This window comes from Bradyrhizobium murdochi, assembly GCF_000472965.1.
In the GTDB taxonomy this organism is placed as follows: domain Bacteria; phylum Pseudomonadota; class Alphaproteobacteria; order Rhizobiales; family Xanthobacteraceae; genus Bradyrhizobium; species Bradyrhizobium murdochi.
Map to the genome: position 1 here is coordinate 329,493 of NZ_KI421483.1, position 14,649 is coordinate 344,141.

Here is a 14,649-nt window from a genome sequence, read left to right on the forward strand (position 1 = left end):
GGCGGGACAATTTAGCTAATCAACTAATTAAGACGTTCCCTTGGGAGAGAAAACAACGTGCTCGATCAACCAGCCACCCAATCCGCCACCCGCACCTCCGGCCCGCTCGCAGGCTTCCGCATCGTCGAATTCGCCGGCATCGGCCCGGGCCCGTTTGCCTGCATGATGCTGGCCGACATGGGCGCGGAAGTCGTCACGCTCGACCGCGTCGGCGCGAAGAAGAATTTGACGTCGGTGGCGGGGCGCGGCCGGAAAGTGGTCGAGATCGACCTCAAGGACAAAGCCGCGGTCGCGCAGGTGTTGGATCTGCTTAGCCATGCCGACGCGCTGATCGAAGGCTTTCGCCCCGGCGTGATGGAGCGGCTGGGCCTCGGACCCGATGTGGTGATGGCGCGCAACCCGCGGCTGGTGTTCGGCCGGATGACCGGCTGGGGCCAGGAAGGCCCGCTGGCGCACGCGGCCGGCCATGACATCAACTACATCTCGGTCACCGGCGCGCTTGCGGCGATCGGACCTAAGGAAAAGCCGGTGCCGCCGCTCAACCTGGTCGGCGATTTCGGCGGCGGCGCGCTTTATCTCGTGGTCGGCGTGCTGGCGGCGCTATTGGAAGCGTCGAAGTCCGGCAAGGGCCAGGTGGTGGATGCCGCGATGTGCGACGGCGCGGCGTCGCTGATGTCGATGTTCTTCGACATGACCGCGATCGGCCGCTGGGTCGAAGGCCGCGAGCAGAATTTTCTCGACGGCGGCGCGCATTTCTACGGTGTCTATGAATGTTCCTGCGGCAACTTCATTTCGATCGGCTCGATCGAACCGCAGTTCTACGCGCTGCTGCGCCAGCATGCCGGCCTCACCGACGCCGATTTCGACGCGCAGATGGACCGCAAGGCCTGGCCGGCGTTGAAGGAGAAGCTGACGAAAGTGTTCAAGAGCAAGACGCGCGAAGACTGGTGCAAGATCATGGAAGGCACCGACATCTGCTTCGCACCGATCCTGACCATGGCGGAAGCGCCTGATCATCCGCACATGGCGGCGCGGAAGATTTTCGTCGAGCGCCACGGCGTGACGCAACCGGCGCCCGCGCCACGCTTCTCGCGCACGCCGTCGGCGATCCGGGATGCGGAGAAGGCGGAGATTGCCGAACTGACTGATGCGTGGACCAAGCGATGAACCGTAGGGTGGGTAAAGGCGCCCTTCGCGCCGTGCCCACCATTCAGTACGGTGCTCGTAATGGTGGGCACGCTGCGCTTTTGCCCACCCTACGAAGTTCCTACGCCGCGGTATCCACCTTCAACACGCCTCGCCGAATCTGATCCTCCTCGATCGATTCGAACAGCGCCTTGAAGTTGCCCTCACCAAAGCCGTCATCGCCCTTGCGCTGGATGAATTCGAAGAAGATCGGCCCGATGGCGTTCGCGGAAAAGATCTGCAAGAGCACCTTGGTGTGGCCACCATCAACCACGCCCTCACCGTCGATGAGAATGCCGTCGCGCTGCAGGCGGGCGACGTCCTCACCGTGCTGCGGCAGGCGCGCGTCGATCTTCTCGAAATAGGTATCCGGCGGCGACGGCATGAACGGCAATCCCGCCTCGCGCAGCGTCTCGACGGTGCGGTAGATGTTCCGCGCGCCGCAGGCGATGTGCTGGATGCCCTCGCCGCGATAGATATTGAGATATTCCTCGATCTGTCCGGAGTCACCGGCATCCTCGTTGATCGGGATCCGGATCTTGCCGTCCGGGCTGGTCAGCGCACGCGAGAACAGGCCGGACGCGCGGCCCTCGATGTCGAAGAAGCGAATCTGGCGGAAGTTGAACAGTTTTTCATAGAAGCCGGTCCAGACGTCCATGCGGCCGCGATGGACGTTGTGGGTGAGGTGATCGATGTAATAGAGCCCGGCGCCAGCGGGCCGAGGATCGCGGGTATCAAGCCATTCGAACTCCAGATCATAGGCCGATCCCTTGGCGCCATAACGGTCGGTGAAGTAAAGCAGGCTGCCGCCGATGCCCTTGATGGCGGGAACGTCGAGCGTCTTCTGGGCGGACGAAACATCAGCCGGCTCCGCGCCGAGCGAGAGCGCACGCTCGTAGGCCTGCTTGGCGTCGACCACGCGAAACGCCATCGACGGCGCGCAAGGCCCATGCGCCGCGACGAAGCCATGGCCATGGGTGCCCGGCTCCTCGTTGACGAGATAATTGATGTCACCCTGACGATAGACCGTGATCTTCTTGGTCTTGTGGCGGGCGACAGGCGCATAGCCCATCAGCTTGAACAGCGCGTGCAGTTCTTCCGGGTTCGGATGCGCATACTCGACGAACTCGAAGCCGTCGGTGCCCATCGGGTTGTCGGCGCTGATGGTGGCGGCCGGGGCATCGTGCGGAAACGGACCCATGGCGAATCTCCCTTGAATTGATCTAGATCAATATCGGGCGAAGCGGGCGCAAAGTGCATGCAAACCGAGGGGCGTTAGGCTATCATCTCGCACAATTCGTGCACGAAACCGGCAATTGACGCATGATCCCCGTGGACGCCTTCGACCTCAAAATGCTGGCCGCGCTGCAGGACGACGGCCGGCTGACCAACCAGCAACTGGCCGACCTGGTCGGCCTGTCTGCCTCGCAATGCTCGCGGCGTCGGATGCGGCTCGAGGAGGAAAAGGTCATCGCCGGCTACCACGCCGACCTCGCCGGCGAGGCGCTCGGCTTCAACCTGATCGCCTTCATTCACATTACGCTGGCGACGCATTCGCCCGACAACGCCAAGAAGTTTCGCGCGCTGGTCAACCGCGTCGACGACATCCAGGAGGCCTATTCGCTCACGGGCGACGCCGACTATGTGCTGAAAGTGGTGCTGCGCGACTTGAAGGACCTCTCCGATCTCGTCAACAACGTGCTGATGCCGCACCAGAGCGTCGCGCATGTGCGCTCGTCGGTCGTGCTGGACCGGCTGAAGGAAAGCGCGAGGCTGCCGTTGAAAGCCTAGATGGCGCAATTCGAGGGAAATTCGTCATTCGCGTTTTCTGGCCGATTTGCGATGATCTCAACGGAATCACGTCACGAGGCCACCATGGCGCTGCAACTCCGACCGAACTGCGAATATTGCGACAAGGACCTGCCGCCGAATGCGATCGACGCGCGGATCTGCTCATATGAATGCACGTTCTGCGCGGATTGCGTCGAGACCAAGCTGCACAATGTTTGCCCGAACTGCGGCGGCGGCTTTGAGCGGCGGCCGATCCGGCCCGCGACCGAACGGCGGCCGGGTGTATGCGTCACCAAGCAGTTGCCGTCGGACAAGCGGGTGCATTTAAAATATCCGCTTGACGATATCGCCGCGCACTGCGCCCTCTTAAGGGATATTCCGCCGCAGGAGCGGTGAACTATCCCCGTCATTGCGAGGTGCCGTAGGGTGGGCAGAGCGAAGCGTGCCCACCATCCGTCGGCTTGCTGGATTAAGAATGGTGGGCACGGCGCTACGCGCCTCTGCCCACCCTACGGCCTCACAATGACGGCTACCTCGCCGCCAAAATCGTGCCCTCGACCTCGCCAAAACCGACGCGGTAGCCGTGGCCCTGGCACCAGCCGCGCATCACGAGCGAGTCGCCGTCCTCCAGGAAGGAGCGCTTGACGCCCTCGGCCAGCTCGACCGGCTCGGTGCCGTTCCAGCTTATCTCCAACAGGCTACCGCGCTGGTCCTTCTCCGGACCGGAGATGGTGCCGGAGCCTAAGAGATCGCCGACATTCATGGCGCAGCCGGATGAAGCATGGTGCACGAGCTGCTGCACCGACGACCAGTACATGTATTTGAAATTGGTGCGGCTGATGTTTTTCGGCGTCTTCATCGGCGCGGCGCGCAAGTCGACCTCGAGCGCCATGTCGTAATTGTTCGGCTGCGTCTGCTGCAAGTACGGCAGCGGTTTCGGATCCTGCGCAGGGCCATGAAGACGGAACGGCTCCAGCGCCTCGCGCGTCACCACCCACGGGCTGATCGAGGTCGCGAATACTTTTGCCTGGAACGGGCCGAGCGGGACATATTCCCACTGCTGGATGTCGCGCGCACTCCAGTCGTTGAGGATAACGAAACCGAAGATCATCTCTTCGGCCTGCTTCTCGGTGAGCATTTCGCCCATCACCGACGGCTGGCCGACCACCACGCCCATCTCCAATTCGAAATCGAGCCGCTTGCATGGCCCAAAGCTCGGCACGTCAGCCGTCGGCGGCTTCAACTGCCCACGCGGCCGGCGCACCGGCGTGCCGCTGACCACGACGGTCGAGGCACGGCCGTTGTAGCCGATCGGCATATGCAGCCAGTTCGGCTGTAGCGCATTGTCCTTGCCGCGGAACATCACGCCGACATTGGTGGCATGCTCCTTGGACGAATAGAAATCGGTGTAGCCGGAGACCGTGAACGGCATGTGCAGCTTCACGTCCGCCATCGGCACCAGCGCGCGCTTGCGCAAGGCATCGTTGTCGCGCAGCTCGGGATGGTCGTGCCGCAAAAGCTCGCTGATCCGCGCACGCGTGCTCGACCAGACTTTTGGTCCCAGCGCCATGAACGGATTGAGCTGAGGCGCGGCGAACACCGCCGGCTCAACCAGATCAAAGCGGCAGTCCCGCGCGAGTTGCCAGAGATCGAGCACGTAGTCGCCGATCGCCACGCCGACGCGCGGGGCGAGCCCGTCCTTGGCGGAGAACACGCCGTAAGGGAGATTCTGGATCGGGAAATGGGAATCGAGCGCGATGTCGATGAAGGAACGGAGTTTGGGATCGTTGGGGTGGGGCACAATGTTGTCCTGCTGATATCGCGACAAACTCTAACCGCCGTCATTCCGGGATGGTCTGAAGGACCAGACCCGGAATCTCGAGATTCTCAGGTGCGCAATTGCGCACTATAGTTCATCGCTGCGCGATGCCCCGGAATGACGAGCAGAGTGCTAACGCCTATTCGGATCGAACCGTTTCTCGAGGCCCTTCCAGCAATCGGCGTAGTCGTCCTGCAGCGTTGCCGACGTCGCCGCGTGCTGGGTCACCCGCTGCGGAAAGCGCGTCTCGAACATGAAGGCCATGGTGCCCGTCAGCTTCACCGGCTTCAGCTCGCCATTGCTGGCGTGATCGAAGGCCTCGCGGTCGGGGCCGTGCGGCAGCATGCAGTTGTGCAAGCTGATGCCGCCGGGCACGAAGCCCTGCGGCTTGGCGTCGTAGACGCCGTAGATCAGCCCCATGAACTCACTCATGATGTTCATGTGATACCAGGGCGGGCGGAAGGTGTTTTCGGCGACCGCCCAGCGCTCCGGGAAAATCACGAAGTCGATATTCGCGGTACCCGCCGTTTCCGACGGCGAGGTCAGCACCGTGAAGATCGAGGGATCGGGATGGTCGAAGCTGATGGCGCCGACCGGCGAGAAGGTGCGCAGATCGTATTTGTAGGGCGCGTAATTGCCGTGCCACGCCACCACGTCGATCGGCGAATGCGGCAGCGTCGTCTTGAACAGCGAGCCGCCCCATTTCACGTACAGTTCCGTCGGCGTGTCCTTGTCCTCATAGCTGGCCACCGGCGTCAGGAAGTCGCGCGAGTTGGCGAGGCAATTGGCGCCGATCGGCCCGCGTTCCGGCAGCGTGAAGGCGCCGCCGTAGTTCTCGCAGAGATAGCCGCGCGCAGGTCCATTAGGAATCTCCACCCGGAATTTCACGCCGCGCGGGATCACCGCAATCTCGCCCGGCTCGATATCGATGCGGCCGAACTCGGTGACGAGACGCAGGTTGCCCTGCTGGGCCACGAACATCATCTCGCCGTCAGCATTGTAGAAATGCTGATCCACCATTGACTTCGTGATGAGATAGACGTGCGCGGCCATCCCTCCTTGCGTATTGGCGTCGCCCGCCGTCGTCATGGTCTGCACGCCCTGCAGGAAAGTCTTGTCTTCCTTCGGGATCGGCGCCGCACCCCAGCGGAGTTGCGAGATCGGCAAGTCATATTCGTGGCACGGCGCGGTGCGCCACAGCCCAGCATCGACCTTTTCAAAGCGGCCCGAATGCTTCACCGATGGGCGGATGCGATAGAGCCAGGAGCGCTCATTGCTGCCACGCGGCGCGGTGAAGGGCGAACCGGAGAGCTGTTCGGCGTAGAGCCCGTAGGCGCAGCGCTGCGGCGAGTTGCGGCCCATCGGCAGCGCGCCGGGCAAGGCCTCGGTTTCAAAACTGTTGCCGAAACCGGACATATAGCCCGGCGTCAGTTGTGCGGTGCTGCGAACGATCTGATCAGGCGAGGTGTTGATATTCATGGTCTATCCTCCTCCTTGCAGGGCGGCCCACATTTCCTGGTCGCGCTTGTCGGTCCAGATCACGGGATCGTCTATTCCCGAAGCCTCGTCGAACGCGCGCGAGACGTTGAACGGCAGGCAGTGCTCGTAGATGGCGAAGCTGGAAAATTTCGGGTCCATCACCTCGCGCGTCGCGGCAAAGGTCTCTTTCAGCGTGCGGCCCTTGGCAACCGAGCTTTCCGCGGCGCCATACAGCGTGGTGACGAAGTCGCGCGTCATCGCGATCGCGTCGCGCCCGGTCGAAAGTCCCTTCAGGGCGTCGCCGCGGCCCGGCGCGATCGCCTTCGGATTGAAAGCGCGGATTTCATTCAGCGTCATCGGCCATTCGCGCAAATGCGCATCGCCGCAATAGCAGGCCGAGTGATATTCGATGAGATCGCCAGAAAACATCACCTCGGCATCCGGCACCCAGGCCACGATGTCGCCCGACGTATGCCCGGCGCCGAGTTGCATCAGCCGCACCTCGCGTTTTCCTAAGTAAATCGACATCTCGCCTTCAAAGGTCAGCGTCGGCCAGGTCAGCCCGGGAATGCTCTGCGCATCCTGGAACAGGCGGGGAAAGCGGCCGTATTCGGAATCCCAATCCTGCTGGCCGCGCTCCTCGATCAGCCGATAGGTTTCGGCCGACGCCACGATGCCCTGCGCCTTGTAGGCGGAGGCGCCGAGCACGCGCACGGCGTGATAGTGCGACAGCACGACATATTTGATCGGCTTATCGGTAACGGTGCGAACGCGCTCGATCACCTTGTTCGCCATCGCCGGCGTCGCCTGCGCGTCGAACACCAGGCAGCCGTCGTCGCCGACAATGATCGCGGAGTTCGGATCGCCCTCGGCGGTGAACGCGTAAAGATCAGTGCCGATTTCGGAGAAGGTGATCTTCTTCTCCGCGAGATCGGTGGTGGACGCAAAACCTTTAGCCATCAATTAGATTCCTGACTTCGTTTTAAGACGCGAATTATTATTGCTGTTGCTGCTGTTGCTGTTGGCCCGCATCGAGCATCCGCCGAGCGGCGAGCGCAATCGCTTCCTTCAGCACATCGAGATCGCCGATGTGATTGGCGAGGATGAGGACCAGTGCCGCATCGAGATCGGCGCTTTGCTCGTCGTTCAGTCCACGATGTGCCTCGACGATGGCGCGGCACGCGTCATCAGGCTTGGCAAAGTTCGAACTGGTCGATAGCGCCATGACGAAACCTCAGTTGTGGCCGGCGGCACGCGCGAGCGCGGCGTCGAGTGCCGCCCGGGTCGGATGCCGAAAGCGCGCCGCGACGTAGCCATCGGGACGCAGCAGGTAGGCCGTGCCGGGCTCAGCGTCGTAGCGCCTGGCGGCAAGACCTGCAGAATCGGCCAGACCGCCTTTGCCGCCAATCCGGACCGTGGCTATTTCCTCAGGCAATTCCGGCGCAGCACCATTGCTAAACTCCAGCAGCGTGAACCCCGTTCCCGCCCCGATGAAAGCATCGGTGAGATACATCGGTTCGCCGGTCCGGCCTGCAACCGGCGCGTCCGGCATCGAGGCGCCGGGACGCGGGCCGCCGCGCCAGGAATCGCTATCGGCGGTCGAAAGCGGCGTTTCGTAGATCGAGGGCGTCGAGAGACGGCCCGCATTCACCATCCGCTTACCGAACTCGGTTTCCCGGGCGAGCGATAGCACCGCCTTGCGCAACCGCGCCTCCTGGTGGGAGTTAGGCGCCATGAAGTCGGTCGAGCGGGTGGATTCGCGGATGTTCTCATCGGCCGCGGCGCTGCGCTCGATGTGGTAGCTCTCAAGCAGCGCCTCGGGCGAGATACCCCGCAGCACGCGGTCGAGTTTCCACGCCAGATTCTCGGCGTCCTCGAGCCCGGAATTTGCGCCACGCGCGCCGAACGGCGAGACCTGATGGGCGGCATCACCGGCAAAGATCACCCGGCCATGGATGAACTTGTTCATCCGCCGGCACTGGAATTTGTACAGCGAGATCCATTCGAAATCGAACTTGTCATGACCGAGCATGCGGGCGATGCGCGGCCGCACGTTCTCCGGCAGTTTTTCCACCGCCGGATCGGCATCCCGGCTGAGCTGCAGGTCGATCCGCCAGATATCATCGGGCTGCTTGTGCAGAAGTGCGGAGCGCCCGGCGTGGAACGGCGGATCGAACCAGAACCAGCGCTCGGTCGGAAATGCCGCGGTCATCTTGACATCGGCGATCAGGAACTGGTCTTCGAACACCTGGCCGGAAAATTCCGCGCCCACCATCCGCCGCAACGAGGATCGGGCGCCATCGCAGGCGATCACGTATTGCGCAGACAACCGATAGGGGCCGTCCGGCGTCTCGATCGACAGCACCACATGGTCGTTGTGCGGCTCGAGCCCGGTCACCTTGTTCCGCCAGCGCAGGTCGATCTCGGAGAGTTCCTCGACACGATCGACCAGATAGGCCTCAGCGTAGAATTGCTGCAGGTTGATGAAGGCCGGCCGCTTGTGGCCCTCCTCGGGCAGCAGGTTGAACTGATAGAGCTGGGAATCGCCGTGAAAGATCTTGCCGACGCTCCACACCACGCCCTTGTCGATCATGCGCTGGCCGATGCCGAGCCGGTCCCAGAATTCGAGCGAGCGCTTGGAGAAGCAGATCGCCCGCGAGCCCTCGCCGATCCGGTCAGCGTCGTCGAGTAGCACGACGGATTGCCCGCGCTGCGCCAGATCGATCGCCAGCGACAACCCTACTGGACCTGCGCCGACCACGACGATCGCGTGCTCGGCCACGTTCGCACCCGCACGATCCTGATCGGGGTGGCGACGATAGCCGAACTGGGTTTTAGTCAGAGCCATGCGGGCTCAATCCCGTGACTAGCCAAGGGCCTGCGACCCTGCTAAATTAGTCTCATTTGCAACTATCTTAAACCCCCGGCCGGGTCCGGCGTCAACTCAAATCGAGGCGATTCTTGCCAAAAGCGATGTCAGGCGAAATGGCGGTCGGTCCGCGGGAAGAGAGCGCCCCAAAAAGGGCCGTACGACTGGATCTCTTCAAATTCGTGCCGTTCCGGCTCAACCGGCTGGCAGCGGAAGTCAGCTCCGCACTCTCGGCCGAGTATGCGGAGCGCTATGGGCTCGATATTCCGGAATGGCGCGTGCTGGCGACGCTCGGCTTCCGTCACGATGCCTGCAGCGCGCAATACATCGCCCACTGCACCCGCACCCACAAATCCACCATCAGTCGCGCCGTCACCTCGCTGATGAAGCGAGAGATCATCGAGCGCGTCGAGAACGAGGATGACCGCCGCGAATTCCGTCTGCGTCTGACCCACCAGGGCGAAGCGCTCTATGAGGAATTGATCCCACGCCTGCTGCGCAGGGAACACGAGATTCTCTCCTGCCTGTCCGCGCAGGAGCGCAAAGATTTCGCACGGCTGCTGGGGAAGATCGAGGCGAGCCTCGACCTGGTGCAGACCAGCGAAGAGGCGGACGCGAAGGAGGCGTACTGACCAGCTTGAGCGCTGTGCCGAGGCTCACTTCACGGCCGTCACCACGATCTCCACGATATGCGGCGGCTCGAGATCGACGCCGATGCAGGCGCGCACTGGCGGATTCTTGGTATCGACCCATTCATCCCAGGCACGGTTCATCTCGCCTTTCCGCTTGATGTCGGCGATGTAGACGATGGCCGAGAGAATCTTGCTCTTGTCCGTCCCGCACAATGCGAGGCTTTCGTCGATCCGGGCGAGCGCCCTTACACTCTGCTCGTACATCGACGGAGTGACCGGGTCGGGCGCGACAGCCACCGTGAACACCAGATCGTCGTGCGCGACGGCGCGGCTGCGGGTTGGTGTAAGCCCGGCAAAGCGTTGAATCATGATCGTCTCCGATTAGCGACCGCCAATATGTTTCGCGATCACCGGAAAGTAATTGTCCCCCGAGCCGGCATCGATCGCTTCCTGCAACACCGTGCCGACCAGCTCCGCACCGCGGATTCTCAATCCCGCATCGGCCGCGAGCTCCAGCGCATAGGAAAGATCCTTCAGCGCATATTCGGTCGAGAACGCGCGCTCCGGAAAATTGCCCGGCACGATCGCTTTCATGCCGTGATTGCGTAGCGCAAAACTGTCGGCCGAGCCCTTGGAAAGCGTATCGAGCAAGAGCTTTGGGTCGACACCATTATGCTTCGCGACAGCGACCGCTTCAGCGAGCGCGTTGACGGTTTCGAACAGCACCATGTTGTTGAGAATCTTCGTCACCTGCCCCGCGCCAACGTCGCCGCAATGGGTGACGTCAGTGGCAAAGCAACGGATCAGTGACTCGATATCGGCATAAAGCGCGGGCGTCGCGCCAACCATCACGCTGAGCGTGCCGTCCTGCGCCGCCTGGCGCGTGCGCGCGATCGGCGCGTCGGCCCAGGATGCACCCTTGGCCTGCAGCAGCTTGGCAAACTCACGGGTTTGGCTAACCGACGACGTACCGAGATCGACGACGACCTGGCCGCTGCGGATGTTCGCCAGAATGCCGTCGCCCTCGAACACTGCGCGCACGTGCTTGGCGCTGGGCAGGCAGAGCAACAGCAAGTCGCTTTGCCTGACGACGTCGGCGACGGTGCCTGCGGCCTGCGCGCCCTCGGCCCGCAGCCGCGCCAGCGGCTCGGCCGCAAGATCGAACGCGATCACGCGTTTGCCGCTCTTCTTCACCAGATTGCGGCAGATCGGCTCGCCCATCACGCCGAGGCCGATGAAGCCGATCGTGTTGTACGCTGTCATTACGACCGCTCGTTACTTAGCAAACGACCGCGATGGCGCCAGGTGCAGCGCGAACGCATCGACCTTATCGCTGGCGCGTGGGTAGATCTCGCTGACGATCGGATCGTGGCCGGGAATGAAGCGATCGGGATGGCCGGCCAGCCGTTCGACGATTTCCCAGCCCTGCGCCATGTCGCCTACATTGTAGACGATCGGAAACGGGCTGCGCTTGTGCAAATTGGCGTAGTAGTGCGACGCGTCCGACGCCAGCACCACCGGCCCCCGCGCAGTTTCGACGCGCACGACCTGCAGGCCATCGGAATGGCCGCCGACGCGATGCACCGTCACGCCGGGGGCGATTTCGCCGTCGCCGGAATGAAAGGTGACGCGCTCGCCATAGACGTGGCGCACCATGGTGGTGACGTGCTCGACCGAAAACGGATGCCGCAGCATGCCGTTGCACATGCAGCGCCCGGTCGCGTAGCTCATCTCGCGGTCCTGCAGATGAAACCGAGCATTGGGAAATCGGTCGAGATTGCCCGCGTGATCGTAATGCAGATGGGTGACGATCACGTCACGAATCGTGTCAGCGGCGACACCAAAATCGGCCAGTGCGTCGACCGGATTGAGCGTGAGTTTGCGCGAACGCGCCTTGGCCTCTTCGGCATTGAAGCCGGTGTCGACCAGGATGTCGCGGCCGCCCCCTCTGACCAGCCAGACGAAGTAATCCAGATCCTGCGCCGTGGTTTCGTGCGGATCGGGGATCAGAAAATTCAAATGGGGAGTGCGCGGCGACATCGTCGCATAGCGCAGGGCATAGATCTCGTAGGCGTTTCCCATCGGTGTCACTTTTCTTTTGTGCTGAACTTTTTCTTTGCTGAGCTTGGCCGATGCCGGCAGCAAGCCATTGTCGTCTACAAAGGTCAAACGCGGTGCGCGGACCGCGTGGCGTTGCAGAGCATTATGTGAGAGGGGTCACATTTCCGTCACCGCAGGTGATCCGCTCCAGAGCAGCAGCGATGGACTCGATAGGCCGCGGCGGGGACTCGCCAAAGGCGAGACCCGGTGGCGGGGTATGACCGTCGCATTCGGACGCAGCCGAAAGGATGGTCGAGCAGATCGGGAACCGGTTGCACAGACCAAGTCACGCCTAAGGTGTTGCCGCCCGTCAACACTGTTTATCGTCGCAATTAGTGACGAGATCGCAAGCAGTTGACGGGCTGTGCGCGCGGTTTGATAATGCAGAGTGCGTAGAGTAAGGTCGCCGCGGCGCAAGCTGGTAACGGCGCCATTTTGGCTGGATTGCCGTCAATATGAAAACCCGCCTAGTATTGCTCCTTTCCCTGATTTTTGCGGTCGCGTCGGTAGCCCCGTCGCTCGCAGCCGGCGAACGGTATGCGCTGGTGATCGGCAACGCGAAATATCCGGACGCCGAGGCGCCCCTGAAGGAACCGATCAATGATGCGCGCGACATCGCCGAAGAGCTCAAGCGCGACGGCTTCAATGTCGATATCGGCGAAAACCTGACCGGCGAGCAGATGCGCCGCGCCTTCGAGCGGCTGTACGGCAAAATCAAGCCCGGCTCGGTCGCGCTGCTATTCTTTTCGGGCTTTGGCGTGCAGTCGAGCCGCCAGAGCTACATGATCCCCGTCGATGCGCAGATCTGGACCGAGGCCGACGTTCGCCGCGACGGTTTCAGCCTCGAAACCGTGTTGGGGGAGATCAACAGCCGCGGCGCGGGCGTCAAGATCGCGTTGATCGACGCCAGCAGGCGCAATCCGTTCGAGCGCCGGTTCCGCAGCTTTTCCGCCGGCCTTGCGCCGGTTATCGCGCCGAACGGTACGCTGGTGATGTATTCGGCCGCGCTCTCGTCGGTCGTTTCCGACAATGGCAGCGACCGCAGCCTGTTTGTGAAAGAGCTGCTGAAGGAAATCCGCACGCCCGATTTGATGGCGGAGGAAACGCTGAACCGCACCCGCGTCGGCGTCACCCGCGCCTCGCGCCAGGAGCAGGTGCCGTGGATCTCGTCATCGCTGGCCGAGGATTTCTCCTTTATTCCCAGCGGCGGTCCGCGGCCGGCGGGCCCGCCGCCAGCTCCGGTGGCCGCAGCGCCAACGACTCCCGCGCCTGCACCCGCTCCTCCCCCTGCTCCCGCACCTGCCGCGCCCCAGGTGGCCGCGCCTGCTCCACCACCGCCTCCTCCGGCGCCGCCGAAGCCGGCTGAAGCCGCGATTCCTCCGCCTCCGCCGCCGGCCAAGCCAACCGAGAGCCCAAGCCCGACTGCGGTTGCGCTGGCGGACGACCCGACCATCAAGAACCTGACTACCAGGCTCAACGACAATCCGGACGATGCGGCCGCGCTGTACCGGCGCGGACAGGTCTATGCGAGCAAGGGCGCCTACGAACTCGCCATCAAGGACTTCAACAATTCGCTGCGGCTGAATCCGAAGGATGTGGAAGCTTACAACAACCGCTGCTGGGCCCGCACGGTGATCGGGGACCTGCAGGCAGCACTGAAGGATTGCAACGAGGCGTTGCGGCTGCGGCCGAATTTCGTCGACGCGCTCGACAGCCGCGGCCTCGTCAACCTGAAAAGCGGCCAGAACAAGAATGCAATTGCTGATTTCGATGCCGCCCTCAAGATCAACCCGAGATTGACGTCGTCGCTGTACGGCCGCGGTCTTGCCAAGAAGCGCAACGGCTCGATTTCGGAAGGCGATCTCGATATTAACAATGCGAAGGCAATGGACCCCAATATCGTTAAGGAATTCGCCGATTACGGGGTGCAGTGACGATTTTTTAGGTACAAGGCTGGCGGCGCCTCGAACCCTGCGGCGGGCGCCCAGACTAAAGAAAAGCAACCGGCCAAACCAAAAGGGTCCGGCAGCTCATTTGGATGACCTTAGAACCGCGTGGGAAGCCCGCAGGAGGGGGACTGGTAATGGCAACTTTCTCAGCAACGAAAACCTTTGCCGCAATCGTTTCGGTTGCGGCGGTCGGCGCTGTTTCCTTGGGTGCGGGGACCGCGCTCGCCCAGGACAGGAACGTCACCGAGGACCAGATCATCCGCGCGCTGGCACCCGAAAAGAAGCCGCTGACCCGTGGCCTTTCGGTCGGTCCGCAGCAGACCGTCGACCCGACTGCAGCCGCCGCCGAGAGCAAATTAGTTCAGAAATTCCGCGGTCGCTCCACGCGTTCGCTTTCGATCGCCGAGCGCGAGGAGATCGCCACCATCGTCAAGGACAAGCCGAAGATCGATCTGGAAATCAACTTCGACTACAACTCAGCCGATATCAGCGCGAAGTCGCTGCCGTCGGTTCAGGCACTCGGCCGCGCGCTTACCAACAACGACCTCAAGGGCTCGACCTTTGTGGTCGCAGGCCACACCGATGCGGCCGGCGGCGAAGCCTATAATCAGGATCTCTCCGAGCGTCGCGCCGACGCCATCAAGCGCTATCTCGTCGATAAATACGGCATCAACGGCACCGATCTCGTCACCGTCGGATATGGCAAGAGCAAGCTCAAGGATCCGAGCCAGCCGCTGGCGGAAGTGAACCGCCGCGTCCAAGTCGTGAACATGGAAAACAAGGCCACGGCGTCGAACGCATCCAACAAGTAAGGGCGTGGCGCCG

15 protein-coding genes are annotated in these 14,649 nt (G+C 62.6%); 6 read left to right on the forward strand and 9 right to left on the reverse strand.

The genetic code is table 11. The features are described from left to right. Positions 1-57: 57 nt before the first annotated feature. Positions 58-1,167, forward strand: coding sequence for a CaiB/BaiF CoA transferase family protein (locus tag YUO_RS0139220; RefSeq protein ID WP_028351993.1), 1,110 nt, complete (start codon positions 58-60; stop codon positions 1,165-1,167). A gap of 100 nt (positions 1,168-1,267) precedes the next feature. Here the strand turns inward: YUO_RS0139220 and hppD are convergent, their stop codons facing one another. Then, positions 1,268-2,386: a 4-hydroxyphenylpyruvate dioxygenase gene (gene hppD / locus YUO_RS0139225; protein ID WP_028351994.1), complete on the reverse strand. Its 1,119-nt coding sequence runs from the start codon at positions 2,384-2,386 to the stop codon at positions 1,268-1,270. A 122-nt stretch (positions 2,387-2,508) separates the two neighbouring features. Here hppD and YUO_RS0139230 point away from each other — a divergent pair, with 122 nt between their 5' ends. Both YUO_RS0139230 and YUO_RS0139235 read left to right on the forward strand, forming a co-directional pair. After that, a complete protein-coding gene (locus YUO_RS0139230; RefSeq protein ID WP_028351995.1) occupies positions 2,509-2,976 on the forward strand; it encodes an Lrp/AsnC family transcriptional regulator in 468 nt (155 codons plus the stop codon). Between the two features lie 84 nt (positions 2,977-3,060). After that, complete coding sequence (locus YUO_RS0139235) at positions 3,061-3,372, forward strand: DUF1272 domain-containing protein (RefSeq protein ID WP_028351996.1); 312 nt, start codon at positions 3,061-3,063, stop codon at positions 3,370-3,372. Positions 3,373-3,505: 133 nt separating this feature from the next. On the opposite strand, the gene fahA is transcribed toward YUO_RS0139235, so the two are convergent. The 5 genes from fahA to YUO_RS0139260 form a co-directional block, all read right to left on the reverse strand. Further along, positions 3,506-4,777 (reverse strand): fumarylacetoacetase, encoded by a 1,272-nt coding sequence (fahA, locus tag YUO_RS0139240; RefSeq protein WP_028351997.1) that lies wholly within the window; start codon positions 4,775-4,777, stop codon positions 3,506-3,508. 150 nt (positions 4,778-4,927) lie between these two features. Next, entirely contained in the window at positions 4,928-6,274 is a 1,347-nt protein-coding gene (gene hmgA, locus YUO_RS0139245) for a homogentisate 1,2-dioxygenase (RefSeq protein ID WP_028351998.1), read from the reverse strand. A 3-nt stretch (positions 6,275-6,277) separates the two neighbouring features. Beyond that, a complete protein-coding gene (locus YUO_RS0139250) occupies positions 6,278-7,234 on the reverse strand; it encodes an MBL fold metallo-hydrolase (protein ID WP_028351999.1) in 957 nt (318 codons plus the stop codon). A 37-nt stretch (positions 7,235-7,271) separates the two neighbouring features. Then, entirely contained in the window at positions 7,272-7,499 is a 228-nt protein-coding gene (locus YUO_RS0139255) for a DUF2783 domain-containing protein (RefSeq protein WP_028352000.1), read from the reverse strand. Positions 7,500-7,508: 9 nt separating this feature from the next. Beyond that, positions 7,509-9,122, reverse strand: a complete 1,614-nt coding sequence (locus YUO_RS0139260) for an FAD-dependent oxidoreductase (RefSeq protein WP_028352001.1) — start codon at positions 9,120-9,122, stop codon at positions 7,509-7,511. A gap of 125 nt (positions 9,123-9,247) precedes the next feature. Here YUO_RS0139260 and YUO_RS0139265 point away from each other — a divergent pair, with 125 nt between their 5' ends. Then, positions 9,248-9,775, forward strand: coding sequence for a MarR family winged helix-turn-helix transcriptional regulator (locus tag YUO_RS0139265; RefSeq protein ID WP_035728648.1), 528 nt, complete (start codon positions 9,248-9,250; stop codon positions 9,773-9,775). A 24-nt stretch (positions 9,776-9,799) separates the two neighbouring features. On the opposite strand, the gene YUO_RS0139270 is transcribed toward YUO_RS0139265, so the two are convergent. From YUO_RS0139270 to YUO_RS0139280, 3 genes are read right to left on the reverse strand one after another with little or no spacing between them, the layout of a single operon-like run. Further along, positions 9,800-10,144 carry a RidA family protein gene (locus YUO_RS0139270; protein WP_051379890.1) on the reverse strand — a complete coding sequence of 115 codons (345 nt, stop codon included), beginning with the start codon at positions 10,142-10,144 and terminating at the stop codon, positions 9,800-9,802. A gap of 12 nt (positions 10,145-10,156) precedes the next feature. Continuing rightward, a complete protein-coding gene (locus YUO_RS0139275) occupies positions 10,157-11,038 on the reverse strand; it encodes an NAD(P)-dependent oxidoreductase (protein ID WP_051379891.1) in 882 nt (293 codons plus the stop codon). 12 nt (positions 11,039-11,050) lie between these two features. Next, positions 11,051-11,857, reverse strand: a complete 807-nt coding sequence (locus tag YUO_RS0139280; RefSeq protein ID WP_028352005.1) for an N-acyl homoserine lactonase family protein — start codon at positions 11,855-11,857, stop codon at positions 11,051-11,053. A gap of 473 nt (positions 11,858-12,330) precedes the next feature. On the opposite strand from YUO_RS0139280, the gene YUO_RS0139285 reads away from it, so the two are divergent. Together YUO_RS0139285 and YUO_RS0139290 are read left to right on the forward strand one after the other, a co-directional pair. Beyond that, on the forward strand, positions 12,331-13,809 hold the full coding sequence (locus tag YUO_RS0139285) for a caspase family protein (RefSeq protein ID WP_028352006.1): 1,479 nt from the start codon (positions 12,331-12,333) through the stop codon (positions 13,807-13,809). 149 nt (positions 13,810-13,958) lie between these two features. Then, positions 13,959-14,636: an OmpA family protein gene (locus tag YUO_RS0139290; protein WP_028352007.1), complete on the forward strand. Its 678-nt coding sequence runs from the start codon at positions 13,959-13,961 to the stop codon at positions 14,634-14,636. The last annotated feature ends 13 nt before the right edge of the window (positions 14,637-14,649 follow it).

Bases quoted from the DNA above. Each gene is read 5' to 3' on its own strand.
- hppD (WP_028351994.1), bottom strand. From the start codon at position 2,386: ATGGGTCCGTTTCCGCACGATGCCCCGGCCGCCACCATCAGCGCCGAC.
- YUO_RS0139230 (WP_028351995.1), top strand. From the start codon at position 2,509: ATGATCCCCGTGGACGCCTTCGACCTCAAAATGCTGGCCGCGCTGCAG.
- YUO_RS0139235 (WP_028351996.1), top strand. From the start codon at position 3,061: ATGGCGCTGCAACTCCGACCGAACTGCGAATATTGCGACAAGGACCTG.
- hmgA (WP_028351998.1), bottom strand. From the start codon at position 6,274: ATGAATATCAACACCTCGCCTGATCAGATCGTTCGCAGCACCGCACAA.
- YUO_RS0139250 (WP_028351999.1), bottom strand. From the start codon at position 7,234: ATGGCTAAAGGTTTTGCGTCCACCACCGATCTCGCGGAGAAGAAGATC.
- YUO_RS0139255 (WP_028352000.1), bottom strand. From the start codon at position 7,499: ATGGCGCTATCGACCAGTTCGAACTTTGCCAAGCCTGATGACGCGTGC.
- YUO_RS0139260 (WP_028352001.1), bottom strand. From the start codon at position 9,122: ATGGCTCTGACTAAAACCCAGTTCGGCTATCGTCGCCACCCCGATCAG.
- YUO_RS0139265 (WP_035728648.1), top strand. From the start codon at position 9,248: ATGTCAGGCGAAATGGCGGTCGGTCCGCGGGAAGAGAGCGCCCCAAAA.
- YUO_RS0139270 (WP_051379890.1), bottom strand. From the start codon at position 10,144: ATGATTCAACGCTTTGCCGGGCTTACACCAACCCGCAGCCGCGCCGTC.
- YUO_RS0139275 (WP_051379891.1), bottom strand. From the start codon at position 11,038: ATGACAGCGTACAACACGATCGGCTTCATCGGCCTCGGCGTGATGGGC.
- YUO_RS0139280 (WP_028352005.1), bottom strand. From the start codon at position 11,857: ATGGGAAACGCCTACGAGATCTATGCCCTGCGCTATGCGACGATGTCG.
- YUO_RS0139285 (WP_028352006.1), top strand. From the start codon at position 12,331: ATGAAAACCCGCCTAGTATTGCTCCTTTCCCTGATTTTTGCGGTCGCG.
- YUO_RS0139290 (WP_028352007.1), top strand. From the start codon at position 13,959: ATGGCAACTTTCTCAGCAACGAAAACCTTTGCCGCAATCGTTTCGGTT.